The sequence below is a fragment of the Adhaeribacter sp. genome (assembly GCF_057359045.1).
In genome coordinates this window covers 73,482-89,852 of the sequence record NZ_JBMQUD010000081.1, presented here as the reverse complement: position 1 = coordinate 89,852, position 16,371 = coordinate 73,482, and the positions used below count along the sequence as shown (strand labels likewise).

Sequence of the window (16,371 nt, the reverse complement as noted above, 5' to 3'; positions counted from 1 at the left end):
TGGTTGCCTTGCCCATCTCCGTTTGGCTTTTTGCAAGCAGCAGCGCAGCGGCCTCGTCACAGTCTTTCACAATAAAGTTGATGGTTTCCTCGAACGAGGCCCGGTTTACTAACGAGAAATCTTGGTTTATTTGACTTTCTTTCGCCAGCAGGGGAACGCCTCCGAAAAGCCGGACAAGTTCTGCATAGGCAAACGCCCGCAGGAACAGTGCCTCGCCCCGCAAAATATCCACTTGCGCCTGTATGGCAGTCTTGTTGCCTTCCGGAGCAGCGTCCACAGCACGTCCTACATTGTCCAGAAATTTGTTAAGTTTTTGGATGTTTCTAAAATGGTCATTCCAACCCGGAAGGTGCCCCGATAATCCCCAGGGGGAGACGTTATCCGGCGAGATATCACCCCTCACATAAAAATTTTCCCGGAATTTAATTTGGGCCTCATCCGATACACCGGTAACCATATATTGCCGGTAGCCCATACCTGTACCCCGATAGGTATCCAGCAAATAAGCTTTTGACAGGTTTATATCTTCCCAAAGAACCGCATCGGTATACCTATCTACCGGCTTTAGATCGAGGATGTCGTGGCAAGAGGACATCCCCAACATCAGTGCGCTTAATACTGTTATTAATATTTTATTATATTTCATAATGGTGAATTCATATTTTAACTAAAAAATCTGTATGTTTTAAAAAGAAACCCGCGCTCCTACTGTATAGACCTTCATAATCGGGTAGTTATCCCGGTTACCGCTAAATTCCGGATCCCAGATACCCTGCGAGGCATAGATGAGGAATAAATTTTGTCCTGATAAATAGACCTCTGCATTGGCCATCTTAAGCGTGTTCTGGAATGTTTTAGGCAACGTGTAGGTCAGCTCTAGATTTTTTAACCGGGCAAACTCCATATTCTGATATTCCATATCTGTCCGGAAGCTATTGCTTCTCCAATAAGGGTTCCAGCCATTAGGGGTTCTGGGTTTGGTAGCATCCCGGTTTTCGGGTGTCCAGCGTCCATCGGCCTGAAACTGGTAGTAATTACCTTGCAAACCCTGCTGAGAACCCAGCATCTGCCGCCAGGCCGTTCCAACGCCGGTTAACAGGGCAGTTAACCGCACAGATTTGTATCTAACATTGAGCGATGACGCATAGGTTATTTCCGGAACGCTCGTCTGATCAAAAAGAATTCTGTCATCGGCCGTAATTTTACCATCCTTGTTAATATCTTCAATAATCACATCACCTGGTATGGCACCGGTTACATGCGGCAACGAATTAACATGGTCTACATCTCTGAAAATACCGGCTGACTTGTGCAGCAATATGGCCCCGATGGGATGCCCGGTTCTTTTCTGCCATTCAACCACCTGCGCCGCCTCATCAAATTCAACTATCTTGTTCCGGGCAAAGGTAAAGTTACCAGTCAAGCCGTACGACAACTCAGATTTTTGCTTCTGATATCCCAATTCTACTTCTAAACCTTTGCTATCTACAATACCAAAGTTTTCGTTTGGCAGGGAAATTCCGGAAAAGTCAGGCACCGAAGCATTTCTGGCCACCAGAATCCGGCTTCTGCGCTGATAAAATAAGTCGGCGTTTAAAAAGAAATCCTTCAAGAAGGCCGACTCGAAACCAACATTGGTCATGTTGGCAATCTCCCAGGTAATATTAGGATTTGGGGTAACATTTTGGATGAGACTGGTACCATAATTCAGGTTCGTTCCGTAAACCCCACCAGTACCAAACGAATAGCTAGCCAGGTATTGGAAAGGCGCGACCTGGTCATTACCCATTCTTCCCCACGAGGCCTTCAGCTTCAGGAAATCAACCAACCTGTTATTTCTCATGAAGTTCTCCTGGGTAAGGACCCAGCCGGCCAATACACTCGGGAAAGTGCCCCAGCGGCCACTTTCTTCTGAAAAGCGCACGGAACCATCTCTGCGTAAAGTAAATTGGAATAGATACTTTTCTTTGAAATTGTAGCTAAGCCGGCCGAAGTAGTTAACTCTTGTATCAACCGAAACCCCTTCACTGTTGTCTTTGTTTAGGTTACCTCCCGCAAATAGGTACGGCAGCGCACTACTAACAAAGCCCGTACGGTAAGCCATTATATTATTGGTCTCGTTTTTAAATTGCTCGTAGGCCACAAACGCGCTCAGGTTATGGGCGTCGTTAAAGCTCTTTGTGTAATCTAGTTGTAAGTGATAGAGTTTCCGGGTAGCGTCGCCATAAATATTTCGCAATGTTCTCGGAGAATTGTTCGATATCTTGGTTAAGAACGCTGAACCGTCTTCTTTTCCGGTATTACCGGCGGCCAGGTATGCAGCACGGTTAAAGGTATACCCTTCCAGTGGCTGTACAAAATGCTTACCTTTGTTGAAGTCGATATCATAAGAATAATAGGTGGATAGAGCTAATCCTTCAACACCCGGTATTTTCAAAGAGGCGTTAAGCGTATTGTAGCTCATAAAGTTTTTTCGGTCGTTAAAGCCATAATCGAGGGTAGAGATAACAGCAGGATGGTATCCTAATCCAAAAGAACCGGTTGCCAGCTGGCCAGTAGGCCAGTAAGCATAATCGGTAGGCCGGCCCTGGTTAACAACATTGAAAATCGTTTCCCGATCCATCGCCGAAGACATTCTGTTTTCCTGGGTTTCGTTCAACGCCACCCCAACTGTTAGATATTTATTGACGTTGAAATCAACGTTTACTTTGACGTTAAAGCGCTTAAAATCATTTGCGTCGCGTTTATAAATTCCATCAGAATTAAAATAGCCTACAGCACCATAGTAGGTAAGTCTATCGTTTCCACCGCTAATAGAAATATTGTGGTTAGATGTATTGGCAAAGTCGCGCAGCGTCACCTCATTCCAGTCGGTATTCGGATGGGTCCAGGGATATTCACCGGATCTGTATTTTTCTACGTCTTCCGGCTTATATCTTAAGTTGGCTTCCGTAACGCCGTCATAGGTTTGCATCTCTCTAACCATTTGCGCATAAGTAGCTGCATCCGTCATTTCAGGCAACCAGGTAGGTCTTGATAATCCTTGGTACATGGAATATTCAATCCGGGGTTTGCCCTGCGCACCTTTTTTGGTGGTAACCAGAATTACACCGTTTGCCGCCCGCGCGCCATAAATAGCCGCCGATGCATCTTTGAGCACACTAATACTCGCAATATCATTCGCGTTTAAGGCATTAATATCCCTTCCTTCCGTGCCGTCAATAATAATTAAGGGGGCACTGTTTCCCAATGTTCCCCTTCCGCGGATTAACAACTGGGCTGCATCAGCGCCTGGCTCTCCCTGCGGCTGTTGTACAATAAGACCAGGTAACCGTCCGGCCAAAGCGTTGGAAACGGAACCGACAGGGGATGCGGTGATCTCTTTTGTCGAAATTGCTTCAATGGAGCCGATAACATTTACCTTTTTTTCCGCTCCAAAGCCCACAACTACTACTTCGGAAAGACTTTGCATGTCTTCGGACATGCTGACGTTAATCGTTGTCCGGTTTCCTACCGCAACCTCCTTTGCCACATACCCGATAAAAGAAAAAACCAGCACATCTTCCTGGGAAGCCTGTAGACTAAATCCACCTTCCGCATCAGTAGTTGTACCTTTAGTAGTTCCTTTAACCAGTACAGTAACACCAGGCAACGCATCAGACTTATCAGACTTAACGGTACCTGTAACAGTTCTTTGTTGGGCAAATGCCACCGATTGGATACCGCAGATAAGCATGCAAGCTATCCAGATTACCAAAAAGGCCTTTCCAGGTGGTTCAGGCCAATACATTTTTGTAAAATTTTTTAATTTCATAATAACTTTTTGAAGTGTAGATAATAATGATGCCTTTCGTTACCTAAAGAAAAATGAATAAAATGATAAATCATAATAGTAAAAGATTTTTTTTTAAAATAAATAATGTTTTGAAACAAAACCTCTTTACAATAGATAAGGTAAAGCAAATAACCATTAGCAAAATGAAGAAGAAATATTTTAAGGCATCATAGCACAAGCCGACTACGCCTTTATTTTTATGAGTACGCCGTTAAAAATTGTTTCCCGAGAGGAACCAGGTGCCCAGTAATTATATTATGGCCACCATAATAAAGTTTGCCACGGCACACATTATAATATGACACACTCCGTCTATCCTGTTCACTTACCAGGAATAAGAGATTGGAAATTTATTCGAGGAAACAAACCTTTCTTTGCTTGCTAGAAGTGGGGATGTTGCGAAGCATTTTGTTCTGGTTATCTTTCTCTTCTTTTTTTGACATATTAACCTTCTGAACCGCGAGGCGTGGGGCCAACCTGCGAGTTACAGAATGCATTGAAGCTGATGAGGAGAAATGCTACTTTAAGCTTAAGCATTTCGTAGCAGAGGCTCTCCAGGGCACTTTTGCCCGCTGGCATCAGGCTGATATAATGTTTATTACATTGACTATTTGTATTAATCTTGACTATATAATATTAATATAGTATAGTCTTTACCTCGTTGACAATAAATCATGCAGCGATTGGCACGGCTTGGCTACTTTACTTCTACCGAATAGGTTACGACCATCCACTTAAATTTCGAAAAATTTCTACTCTTCAAATTTCCAATGTAACTAGGTTACCTGTGCCATTCTTACATTTTCATTAGACTCGTCGCCAATATACCTTTACGTTCCCGCATCCTCCATGAGCCTCTTAATAGTTCCAATAGCCTAAGATGTCAGAAGCAAATAACCTGGTCAGTCTATAAGTTGACCCGAAATCACAGCCTTTATCCTTTAATCTTGCGAGCCTAAAGCAACTTATAATATTATTAAAATGTACAAGACACCCGATACATCCATAGAAGGTTTACCCTGTTCCTTGCTTCTGTTTTATAGAACTCGTGCCTAAAATATATTTTTTTACCTTTGTTTTTGCAAATTAAAACCTATTTTTGCAATACTAGGAAGGGTTACGAAAAACTTTATACAAGCCACTAGTATACATTTCGAAAGACAAGGATATGAAAAGGAAATCTACTCAAACATTTTTGTTTGATAAAAACCTTAGCCTTGCCTGAATACTGCATTAATTATTTTCCTATTGCGGGTTGTTCCTTAAAATTGCTTAAGTGAACTACCAACTAAAATCATGAGAGAGACGAAAAGCCAAGAGAAGCGCAACCGCATTTTTCAGATAGACGATATTTTCCAAATTCGGAATTTAAGCGGGGTAAAAATTTCGCCCGATGGCAGCAGGATTGTTTACGTGAGAACCGTAGCCGATTTAAACCAAAATACCAGGCCAGATTATATTGTATTAATCTCAACTTACGATAATCATACAGAGATTTTAGTCGAGGGGGATTCACCTGTATGGTCGCCGGATGGCTCATCCATTGCTTACCATGCCTCTCAAAACGGCCGGACCGGAATATGGATTTATAATTTAAACGATCGCAGAACCCGATTCCTTACCAACGTATATGAATCAGCCTACTTCATTAATCACCTGACCCAAACGAATTTCTCCTGGTCGCCGGACGGGAAATATATTGCCTATATAAGTACTGCTCCCCCTGCTTCTTTGCCGGAAGACGAGGCAAGCTCCATTATGGCAGTAAACAGACTGCTTTACAAGACTAAAGGCGGATGGGGCCGGCCATTCTTCGCGGATGGAAATACAAGTCATATTTGGATTGTTCCTGCCAACGGTGGCGAACCGCAGATTATAACACCAGGAGATTATCATGAACATTCTATTTCCTGGTCTCCCGACAGCACCCAAATTGCTTTTATCAGCAATCGTACTTCTGATCCCGACAACAATCAGAATTGTGATTTATGGACAGTTGATATAAAGACAAAAAGAGTAGAAAAATTAACGCACCATTCGGGCACGGCCTTTCAGCCAGCCTGGTCACCCGATGGAAAGTACATCGCGTACCTGGCCACAACCAGTGCCGTCAGCACGAACGACAGCCAGGCGGACGATACGCATTTGTATATTGTACCAGCAGCGGGTGGAGCGTCGCGATGTTTAACCCGGTCCCTGGACCGGAGAATAGAAAATATTCAATGGCATCCACTTAGCAGATGGGTTTACTTTTGCGCCGGAAACAAAGGCACAACGCCCCTGTACCGCGCCCCTATAGGCATCGGGGAAATTGAAACTGTCTTGGTGGGTAATTCCCTGGTACAGGAATATTCCTTAACGGCCGATGGAGACGTTGTGGCCTATATTTTAACAGCTATTACGCATCCTTCGGAAATATTCCTAAAGAAAGCCGGCGAGCTATCCAGCATTCAAATAACAGATGAAAATAAAAATTTACTGGATCATCTGGCTCTGCAAAAGGTTAAAGAATTCTGGTTTGATAGCTTTGACGAAACGCCGGTACAAGGCTGGATTATGCCGCCTTGTTCTTTAGACGATTCTAAAAAGTACCCTTTAATTTTGGTCATTCACGGCGGCCCGCATAACATGTTCGGCTATTCTTTTGACCCGTTCATGCAACTGTTAGCGGCACACGGGTACGGTGTGCTTTTTATTAACCCAAGAGGCAGCAGCGGCTATGGCCAGGCATTCTCGAAAGGCACCGTTCTGAACTGGGGCGGTGGCGATTACAAGGACCTGATGCTCGGGCTAGAATATGCTATTGCTAATAACTCCTGGATAGACGCAGAAAAACTAGGTGTAACAGGCCAGAGTTACGGCGGGTACATGACCAACTGGATCATCACGCAAACCAACCGCTTCAAGGCTGCTGTTGTCGATGGCGGGATCAGCAACCTAATCAGTTTCGCGGGCACCTCTTTGTACCATTCGCTGATAGAATCGGAATTTAACGGGAGTGTTTATGATAATTTCCCCCTGCTTTGGCAATGGTCGCCGCTGCGCCATGTAAAAAACGTTAAAACACCTACGCTGTTCCTGCATGGCACTAAAGACAATGAAGTTCCGGTAACCCAGGCCGAAGAAATGTACATTGCCTTAAAAAAATTAGGCGTCACGACCTCTTTCGTCCAGTATCTCGAAGAAGGCCATGGCTGGCGGCCGGATTTAAAGCCGAAGAGCAGATATGATTTATACAGCCGGGTGCTGAACTGGTTTGATGAGTACATAAAGTAATAACGGTATTCAACCCGAATGTAAATAATCTAACAAGTTGATTAACACATATTTTTTACGATGAACAAAGGAAAGAATTGGATCAGTTTTGTAATCATACATGTAATTTTTATGGGCGTGTGGGGCGCCCTCATTGAGATACCTGAAAAAAATGGTTTTCCGGCCACCCTGGGTTATGTTGTATGGGCATTAACCATGATTGTGGCGGCAATCTTTGCCCTGGCGGTAAACCGCTGGCAACTCGAACATGACAAGCGCTCCATTTTATTGGGTACCAGTGCCGGACTTATGGGGGCAGGCGGTCAATTGGTTCTTTTTTTTACCCTGAAGATAGCGCCCGCTTATCTTGTTTTTCCTTTGCTTTCTTTAACCCCGGTTATTACCATTTTATTAGCTGTAATAATATTAAAGGAAAAAACGGGCCGGATGGGATGGTTGGGCATTGCTGCTGCCGTTATAGCCGTTCTGTTACTCTCTTATCAACCTCCCGGCGATGGCGCGGTTAGGGGTTATTTATGGATGGTTTTAACAGCCATTCCCTTGCTGGCGTGGGGCATTCAGGGGTACGTTTTGCGATTTGCTAACGAAACCATGAAAGCCGAGAGCATTTTCTTTTATATGGCCCTGGGCTCGGTTTTACTCATTCCGGTTGCCTTGTTTATGACCGATTTTTCCCAACCCATTAACCTGGGAATGAAGGGCCCTTACCTGGCAGCGGTAATTCAGATATTAAATGCTTTTGGCGCTCTTTGTCTTGTGTATGCGTTTAGGTTTGGCAAAGCCATTATTGTGGCCCCCATGACTACGGCCCTTTCGCCGGTCTTAACCGTGATTATCTCGTTAACCATTTACGCCTTCATACCCCATCCCGTAATAATAACCGGAATGCTCCTGGCCATTATCTCGGCACTTCTGATGGGTGTTGAAGAGACGAAAGAGACAAAAACAGTAAAATTAAACGAAGTATAACGCCAGTGGCGGTCCCTCCTTACGGATAAAATAACGCTAACCAAAATTGGTAAATTTTTAAATTCTCCTGCTACAAAATGACATTAAAGCAAAAAATGCAAGTACTCACCCAGCAGAAAAAGGGCTTACTTGCTACTAATTATTATAACCTGGAAACCCTGCATGGGGTACTGCAGGCTGCGGCAGCCTTGCAGCAACCATTAATTTTACAACTAACCAGAAGTTCCATCGAATACATGGGACTTGAAACGGCTGTTGACATGGGAAGAAGCGCTTTGAAAGCATTCGGGGTAGAAGGATGGCTGCATCTCGACCATGGCGACTCCCTGGAACTGGTTCGCCAATGCCTGGATGCTGGTTTTGATTCAGTTATGTTTGATGGAAGTGAATTACCTTTTGAAGATAACATAAGGTTAACGGCCGAGGCCGTAAAAATGGCCGAAGCATACGGCGCCACCGTAGAGGGAGAATTGGGGTATGTCGCAAAACTGGGCCAGTCCCATACACAGCAAATATTTACCAGCCCGGAAGAAGCCAGCCTGTTTGTAGAAGAAACCGGCGTAGATGCGCTGGCAATTGCCATTGGATCGGCGCATGGTTTTTATAAAGAAGTGCCCAAACTTCAATTACCGTTGTTATCGGAAATTCGCGCAAAAACAGATGCTATTCTGGTATTGCATGGCAGTTCCGGCATACCGGAAAACCAAGTTAAAGAGGCTATTTCAAGAGGAATCTGTAAGGTTAACCTGGCCACAGAAATAAAAAATACTTTCATGAAAAGTTTGCAGGCCCTGTTAAGAGATACCGATGAAATAGATTTAAGAAAAGTGTTTCCAAAAGCAACAGCCAAAGTAACTGAGTTAGTTAAGGAAAAACTAATAGCGGTTCAAAATATAAAAGAGTATGTTTAACTTTTAACTATAGATTTTAGGAATAAATATTCTAGAACATATTGCATAAACAAGAACAAGGAAACCCATTATCCTTTATTGCAAACAATCCGGAGGAATCTTATCAATCGATAATATTCTTCCGGATTGTTGCGTTTGGCGAGATTAGATAAAATTTAAATATGCCCTAAATCAATATTTTATTTAGCCATTGCTTATAACATAAAAACACCAGGTATTTACAAAATGTAGTCAAAAGAAGATTTTGCAATTTCTTTTACCCTACCCATATCTTCAAAGGCCGTAGTTCCTCCCGAACTGGTCGTGCTTACGGCTCCCATAAGGGCGCCATACTCCATACATTCCTGCAAAGACCTCCCTTGCAGAAAAGCATGAATAAAGCCCGCATTAAAACTATCTCCCGCCCCAATACTGTCGATAACTGCGTTATTTAAAAAGGCTGGTTGATGAATTGAATTATTCCCAACCCATAAAACAGCGCCTTTCCGCCCACTTTTTACAATCAGCACATTAAAATAATTTCTGAGAGAGTCAATTGCCTCCGAAATGGTTGTGGTATTCGTTAATGCCTTTAGTTCGGTCTGGTTTGGCATAAAAATATCTACATAAGGCAAAAGACTTTCTAAGTCAACTTCCCATTTTTCCGACGGATCCCACTGCGGATCAAGAGAAGTCGTTAACCCAAGATCCTTTGCTCTTTTAAAAAGTGATACGATATCTTTTTTTAGACCTTCCTGCAGAAAAATCGAACTGAGATGAAGGTGCCTGGCTCTTTCTAATACGGTATCCGGAATATCTCCGATGGCAAATACCGCCATAGCCCCCTGATACGTTACCATTGCCCGGTCTTCATCATAGTTAAGCACTATTGTAACGCCGGTATCTGGTTTGCCTGTGCGAACAATGTTACTTACATCCACACCTCTCGATTTTAAAGTATCGACGATCTGATCGCCATAGTTATCATTGCCAACTTTCCCGGAAAAGGTTACGCTTGTTCCAAAGGCACTTAGATTGCTAGCAAAAATTGCTGAACTACTGCCTAACGTGGTGACGAGTTGACCAGCAAGTATTTCTTTACCGATCTCCGGAAATTTATTTAATCCATTGGCGATAAGATCAACGTTCAGCTCGCCAACCACTACAACATCATATTTCTTTTGGATAGTCATAAAGTAAACTATAGTATTCTAAATTGCTATTTCCCCGCTTTGTAAAGCATAATATTTAAATCAACTAAATTCAACTTGCAAAAGTAATTATCGATGGGCTTTTCGATTTACACTGGTAATATTTCTGTTTTTAAAGCCTGGCCCTACTCCGCTTGCTCCGTCTATGGATTGCTGATGGATAAATTTTTGTAGCCTATTACTTATATTGTAAGTAAATAGAAACCTCTTTTGCGATAACGGGAAATACCACCTATTCCGGAAGGCGAATCTAGACAAAAACCTAATTATCGGATTTGAAAAGTGCAAATAACTGAGCAGCAAGCACACTCATTTCCAACAGAAGTTCCTGCATTAGGACTAGATTAGCATCCGCACAACAGCAAGAATAAACCGGGTTAAACTCCGGGACCTGCTGCCAAACGCCAGGTTTATGGGATATATCTTCGGTAACACAAAAAGCCTTTATATGAGGTTAAACTGCCTGAACCAAGACCTGTATTTTATATGGTTGTATAAAACCCTAAATAGCAAAACAAAGTTATGTAATTCAAATCAAAATCCTTCGTTTTATTACTAATCTAAAAAATAAGTTTTTCTTTCGTTATTAAGCCGCTAAATTCAATCCTTCAGAAAATTTTCCCTATTAATTAACCCGCTCAGGGTTTGGCTCCTCTTCTAACCCTTGATATCGGCATTATATTACACCTTACTACCGGCCAGTATTTTTAAATATTTACTATTTGAACCCATAATTTTAAATTCTACATACTTCTGCCTACCAAAATTGCTGTAATAATATTGGCTAATTATTGGAAACAGAATGATTTGATTAAATAAGCCCTGTCGTGCATTATTTTTTTCCCTCCTATACAGTTCTATTTTTAGTAAGCTGACAAATTTCTATTGCAATACTTGCGTTATATGCAATAAACCATTTTGTGCTCAATGCTGCCTAACATTATTACGTAAAAATTGCTCAGTTACGCTCAATGTTGGCCTGAGCACCCCTTCCTTTCCATATACTGTATTTTCAAAACCTTATTTTTTAATCTAAAATGTTTTATAAGCTTGCTTTATAACAAAAATAATGGTTCTTTTAAAAAAAAATAAAAGCGCTTTACTATGCCTATGATCCGGAATAGAAACATTTGTTTAACGTTATTTTATACACTCATTCTTCTGGCCTATAACGGGCAGAGTGCGTTTGCTGTGATAAATAACCGCACGGCCCCGGCTGCCGTTGCTAATGACTCTTCAACTTTTCTTTCGCCACTCCGCCTGCGTGGTTTCAGCCTGCTTCCAGCCCCTCAACAGGTAGAATTGGGCAATAAGAATATTGTGGTAGATGGTTCATGGTCGGTAGATTCAAAAATAAGCAAAGAGGATATTGCTGTGCGGAGACTTCTTGAAGGCGCATCGGAGCTTCATGGATTAACTCTCGCGAAAAAGGGAGGAAAAAAGATTATACTTGCCGTTAAACCCAACGCTGTAAAAGCCACGAATGATCCGGCACTCAACGAACAGGGTTACCTGCTGGAGATCTCAGCCGAGAAGATCGAGATCACCGGCAATAGCCAGACAGGCCTTTTCTACGGGGTGCAAAGCTTGCTGCAATTACTCCGGCGGGATCACGCTGGCCGGCTCATTGTTCCGGAAGTAGTAATTCGCGACTGGCCGGCGGTGCAATTGCGGTTTGTACATTGGGACACGAAGCACCACCAGAAACGCATGGAAACCATGAAGCGCCTGATCGACTGGCACGCCTTCTTTAAAGTGAACATGATTGCCCTGGAGATTGAAGATAAATATGAATTTCCACGACATCCCATTATCGGCGCTCCTGGCGCTTACACCAAAGCAGAGTTACAGGAACTGACCCGTTACGCCCTGGAGCGACATATTCAGATTGTTCCCAATATCCAGGCACCGGCACACATGGCGCACGTTCTGAAGCATAAAGAATTTGAGCATTTAAAGGCTGAACCTGAGTCTAATTACCAGGCCTGTATGTGCGACGATGAAGCAATCAACCTAATCTTCGACATGTACCAGGATATGATTGATGCGACACCCGGCGTTGATTATTTTCTGGCCTCTACTGATGAAGTTTATTACGCCGGTATCTGCGCCAAATGTAAGCGTCCGTACAATCCGGAAAACCGCAGTCTGGCGTGGGCCGAGTTCGCTGTAAAAGCCCACGATTGGCTGGCAAAACGTAATCGCCGGATGATTGCCTGGGTAGAATACCCCCTGCTGCCGCAGGATATTACACGCCTGCCACCCGGTATAATTAATGGCATAATGGGCGAAGACAAGGAATTTCTTGACATGCAACGGAAAATAGGAATGCGGCAGCTGGCCTACAGTTCTATCCAGGGTGCCGAGCCGCTTTTTTCCGATTATTCAAGGTATCCGGCTTACGCAAGCACCGTACGCAATGGTATCAAAGCGGGCGCTAACCCCATCGGAAGCTTTGCCGCCGCTTGGGACGACAGCGGTTTACACGAAGAAGTGTTTCATTTGGGTTGGGCTACTGTTACGCAATATGCCTGGAACCCTTATGGCCCGGCTTATGAACAAACTTTGGCAGACTTTTTAGATGTGTTCTACGGGGCAAACAGTCCGGACATAGCCTCTGCCTATAAACTCCTAACGGAAGGCGCGCAATTCTTTAGAAGAGGATGGGATAGGGTAACCAGCACCGAGCGCGGCCCCAGTTACGGCAACAGTTTCGGCAAGGGAATTGGCACCGAACGAACCGACGATTTTCTCCGGCTCCCGGAGATTCCGCTGGATAAGAATCTAAAATCCAATAACAAATACACCACCGACCACAGCAAGCTTATTGCGCAGGCAGAAGAACTGGAAGGAAAAAATGATGAGTTAATCAACAAGCTGGCCCGGTACATTACGCAGGTTGACCGCAACCGTTATAGCCTGGAGGTATATCTGTCGATTGCTTACCTGGAGCGCTACTTCATTAAAACCGTACTTGCATTTCGCGATGCCGAACGCGCATTTGAACGGGCCCAAGCGGCTTCGGCGGCCGGTAAACACGAAGATGCCGTTGGCGCCCTGGTAGAAGTCAGTAACAAGATTGGCGCTCTCGATAACTGGAGTAAAGGAATGTGGGAAAACGTTACGGAGGTGTGGGAAAAAAGCCGTTTTGAAAAAAACCGTAACGTAAATGGCCGTAACTTTGTGTATGAAATGGACGATGTAAAAGATCACTTTGCCGACCGCCGAAAAGGCCTGGATTATCTGATCGCTCCTTTTCAACGGACAAATCTGCCGGGTTGGCGGGATAAGCTTAACGAAAGAATAAAACAATACGCGGCGGCAAACAAAGTCCCGGTGAAAGGCCTGGCTGAAAAACGTCTGGAAGACTAACCCATTCTACCCCGATATTCAGATATATAAAAAAAGACATCTTTCTCCGGAGAGAAGCAAAAAAGGCGGAAATTGTTGATGCGGACAAAAACCACTCAACAATTTACCGCCTTTTTTGCGCCAAGAGTTATTCCGAATATTTTAAAGCAACCATCCGGCATTAAATTAGGTTTACTGGCGGTTAAAAGGTTCTTTTTACCGCTATTTTTCTTGGGTTTTCACAGCCTGCTGTGGCGGAAGTGACCATTCAAATAATTTAACTTTTGGAAATACCAACAATATTACCGGGTATCCAGGCAATCCCCTAGCAAGAACTAAATAATTAAGGCAGATTTATTTTACGGTTTGGTTTGATACCAATGAGACTCCATTTTGCGCTTAACGAGTTAAAGAAAATAAGCACCCGGTGTTATATGGCACCAGTACACTTCGCCCGATCCTTATTTCCCTGCGTATAGTCGCTATAAGCTGGCTGCTCATTATTTGTTAAGCCTAATATCGGCCACGGTCCGGTAGCAACCCTCTCCGGCAGGATGCTGGAGAGAGCATTGAATTAACTGTATTCGTGATTTAGCAGGGGTATAATTTGCATTTATAAGACCTAACAGGCAAGGTTTTGTATAGAAAAAAAGCGCCTCTGGCATAAACCAGAGGCGCTTTTCTGTTTTTTCTTTCCTTTATAAAAATTCAGGAGAATTCGTATTTATATACTGTAGAATATATTCCTACAGTTTTCAGAAAATATAGCTTTTACTGTTTTTTCAGCAGATGAATGGTCTTAACGCCCTCTTTGGTAATAATTTTTCCGACATACATATTCCGGGTCAATTCGCCAGCGCTTAATTCAAGTTGCTTTACTTGGCCGGACGCCATATCTCCTTCATAAATCCGTTTTACAAAAGTGCCGCTGATATCATATAAATCAACCACTACATAATCTTCCTTTTCAGAGGTAATTTCAATTGTCATTCGTTCCGAAAAAGGATTAGGATAGGCAGCTACTACCAGTGCTGGCCCACTCGACGCTGCACTCGCAGCTTGCTTATCGGCCGTATTACAAGCGCCCAGCTTACCGCCATTCATCAGATGAGCAGGCACCGCATTCGCATCAATGCATATTTGCTGTCCGGCCTGGTTGCAAACAACAACCATCTGGTGTTTAGCCGGTCCACACCGCACGTCTACTACTTCAACGGTTACCTCTTTCGTCACCTGGCATCCAACTGCATCGGTAACGGTAACGCTATAAACAGTGGTGGCAGTAGGACTGACTTGGATACCCTCGGTTGTTTCGCCGGTGCTCCACAAAATTTTATAAGGTGCCCGATCTGAGGTTACGGAAGCGCTTAGGGTAGCCGTGGCTTCCGGCGCGTAGCCATAATAAACTACGGGTTTATCTGCGGCTGCTTGCACAGTAGTTTGGGTACCATACTCGTAGGCTCCCAGGGAAATATTGCAGGCAACCGCGCGGTCTACCCGGTCTGTAACATGCACATACTCTTCTATCGGGGTCAGGTCAAAGCCATTGGAAGTGGTACCAGCATCAGTGCCTGCGCCAATTGCTTCTGAACCCTGTACTAAGTGGTAATCTATATTAGCCGCATCTAACAGTCCTACATCGGTAACATTTTGCTTAAATAGGTTGTGGCTGATATCTTTAGCGGTCGTAGTTCCCCTGTAATCGAAATAAATATTTGGATTTGGGTTATGAGGACCAGCGAATATATTGTTATAGACTTTTAACAGTTCAGTATTTCTTCCAACTGAAATAAAAGGGCCAGTGTTTTGATGATCATTTATAAAAGTATTGTTGATAACGTACAACTCCTCTGGTCCGGGATTTACACCTTCTAAACCATATCCAAGTAAATTGCGATTTACTGCATTGGGTCCTTGTTGTAGCACATTGCCCATAACTACTGATATACCACCATTTGGTAGGTCTAATAACCGGCCAGAGTTAGCCTTTTCATCCGATATCCGATTATAAAGGATATAATTAAGTACCGCCCGGCTCTTTAATTCATGGCCACCAACTGCACCAGTAGAATAATTATAGGTAAAAGTAAGACTTTTAACTTTGCCTATATATAGATTATGAGACTGACCGTCATTATGACCGTTACTATCAAAAACTGTGCGGGTAATCAGGATGTCGCTATTCAGGTTTTCACCACATAAAATGCCGTTAGAATTGTTAAAAAAGACACTATTCCGCACCTCCAGATTAGTGCCTTCCATGCGTATGCCCGCCCAGTTTTTATCTACATCGGTCAGGTCTTTACAATTCGAAAACCGGATATTCTCAACTACATTATTGCTACCGGCGATAACCCAAATTGCTTTCCGGCCAGATGCTTTATAATTTCCATCTAAGTTAGCCATTCCGCCAACACCCCGAAACGTAAGGTTATGCTTAGTCCATCTTACTACATCCCCAACGTAATCTGCGGCATCAATTTCAATAATATCTCCATCCTGCACTAAGGTAGCTACCTGACTGGGCTTGGTGTAAGTGCGGGTTGGGCCCACCTGCCAAACAGTAGACACCACACTAGCGTTATAGCGGCTCGTATTTAGACCATTTAGACGGCGATTATCTTTTGCTGATGCTAGCAAACAGCAAAAGAAGGTAAAAACAATCAAGATTGTACAAGTTTTTTTCATTTTCTTAATTTAATAGATAAGGTTGTAAAATTTTGTTAAAACAAAGGATTTATAAGTTTATTAAAGTAATTTATAATTATAATTTTATAATAACAAGCTTTTGAAAAAAATATATTCAAGAAAATGAAATAAATATACAATTTATGTACAT

General features: G+C 43.2%; 8 protein-coding genes. 4 read left to right on the top strand and 4 right to left on the bottom strand.

Going from position 1 to position 16,371, the window contains the following annotated elements; all coding sequences use genetic code 11:
* Positions 1-646: RagB/SusD family nutrient uptake outer membrane protein (locus ACO1R6_RS13090; RefSeq protein WP_486265310.1), on the bottom strand; the 646-nt coding region annotated here is incomplete at its 3' end.
* A gap of 39 nt (positions 647-685) precedes the next feature.
* Positions 686-3,814 carry a SusC/RagA family TonB-linked outer membrane protein gene (locus tag ACO1R6_RS13085; RefSeq protein WP_486265309.1) on the bottom strand — a complete coding sequence of 1,043 codons (3,129 nt, stop codon included), beginning with the start codon at positions 3,812-3,814 and terminating at the stop codon, positions 686-688.
* Positions 3,815-5,131: 1,317 nt separating this feature from the next.
* Between ACO1R6_RS13085 and ACO1R6_RS13080 the strand changes: the two genes are divergently transcribed.
* The 3 genes from ACO1R6_RS13080 (at position 5,132) to ACO1R6_RS13070 (ending at position 8,991) form a co-directional block, all read left to right on the top strand.
* Positions 5,132-7,111 carry a S9 family peptidase gene (locus ACO1R6_RS13080; RefSeq protein WP_486265308.1) on the top strand — a complete coding sequence of 660 codons (1,980 nt, stop codon included), beginning with the start codon at positions 5,132-5,134 and terminating at the stop codon, positions 7,109-7,111.
* Between the two features lie 60 nt (positions 7,112-7,171).
* Positions 7,172-8,080: a DMT family transporter gene (locus ACO1R6_RS13075; protein ID WP_486265307.1), complete on the top strand. Its 909-nt coding sequence runs from the start codon at positions 7,172-7,174 to the stop codon at positions 8,078-8,080.
* A gap of 77 nt (positions 8,081-8,157) precedes the next feature.
* A complete protein-coding gene (locus ACO1R6_RS13070; RefSeq protein ID WP_486265306.1) occupies positions 8,158-8,991 on the top strand; it encodes a class II fructose-bisphosphate aldolase in 834 nt (277 codons plus the stop codon).
* Positions 8,992-9,209: 218 nt separating this feature from the next.
* Here the strand turns inward: ACO1R6_RS13070 and ACO1R6_RS13065 are convergent, their stop codons facing one another.
* Positions 9,210-10,163 carry a carbohydrate kinase family protein gene (locus ACO1R6_RS13065; RefSeq protein WP_486265305.1) on the bottom strand — a complete coding sequence of 318 codons (954 nt, stop codon included), beginning with the start codon at positions 10,161-10,163 and terminating at the stop codon, positions 9,210-9,212.
* Between the two features lie 1,209 nt (positions 10,164-11,372).
* On the opposite strand from ACO1R6_RS13065, the gene ACO1R6_RS13060 reads away from it, so the two are divergent.
* Positions 11,373-13,553 (top strand): beta-N-acetylhexosaminidase, encoded by a 2,181-nt coding sequence (locus ACO1R6_RS13060; protein WP_486265304.1) that lies wholly within the window; start codon positions 11,373-11,375, stop codon positions 13,551-13,553.
* 750 nt (positions 13,554-14,303) lie between these two features.
* Here ACO1R6_RS13060 and ACO1R6_RS13055 read toward each other — a convergent pair.
* Positions 14,304-16,103: a T9SS type A sorting domain-containing protein gene (locus ACO1R6_RS13055; protein ID WP_486265303.1), complete on the bottom strand. Its 1,800-nt coding sequence runs from the start codon at positions 16,101-16,103 to the stop codon at positions 14,304-14,306.
* Between the last annotated feature and the right edge of the window lie 268 nt (positions 16,104-16,371).

Coding starts and splice junctions, on each gene's coding strand:
- ACO1R6_RS13085 (WP_486265309.1), bottom strand. CDS start 3,814: ATGAAATTAAAAAATTTTACAAAAATGTATTGGCCTGAACCACCTGGA.
- ACO1R6_RS13080 (WP_486265308.1), top strand. CDS start 5,132: ATGAGAGAGACGAAAAGCCAAGAGAAGCGCAACCGCATTTTTCAGATA.
- ACO1R6_RS13075 (WP_486265307.1), top strand. CDS start 7,172: ATGAACAAAGGAAAGAATTGGATCAGTTTTGTAATCATACATGTAATT.
- ACO1R6_RS13070 (WP_486265306.1), top strand. CDS start 8,158: ATGACATTAAAGCAAAAAATGCAAGTACTCACCCAGCAGAAAAAGGGC.
- ACO1R6_RS13065 (WP_486265305.1), bottom strand. CDS start 10,163: ATGACTATCCAAAAGAAATATGATGTTGTAGTGGTTGGCGAGCTGAAC.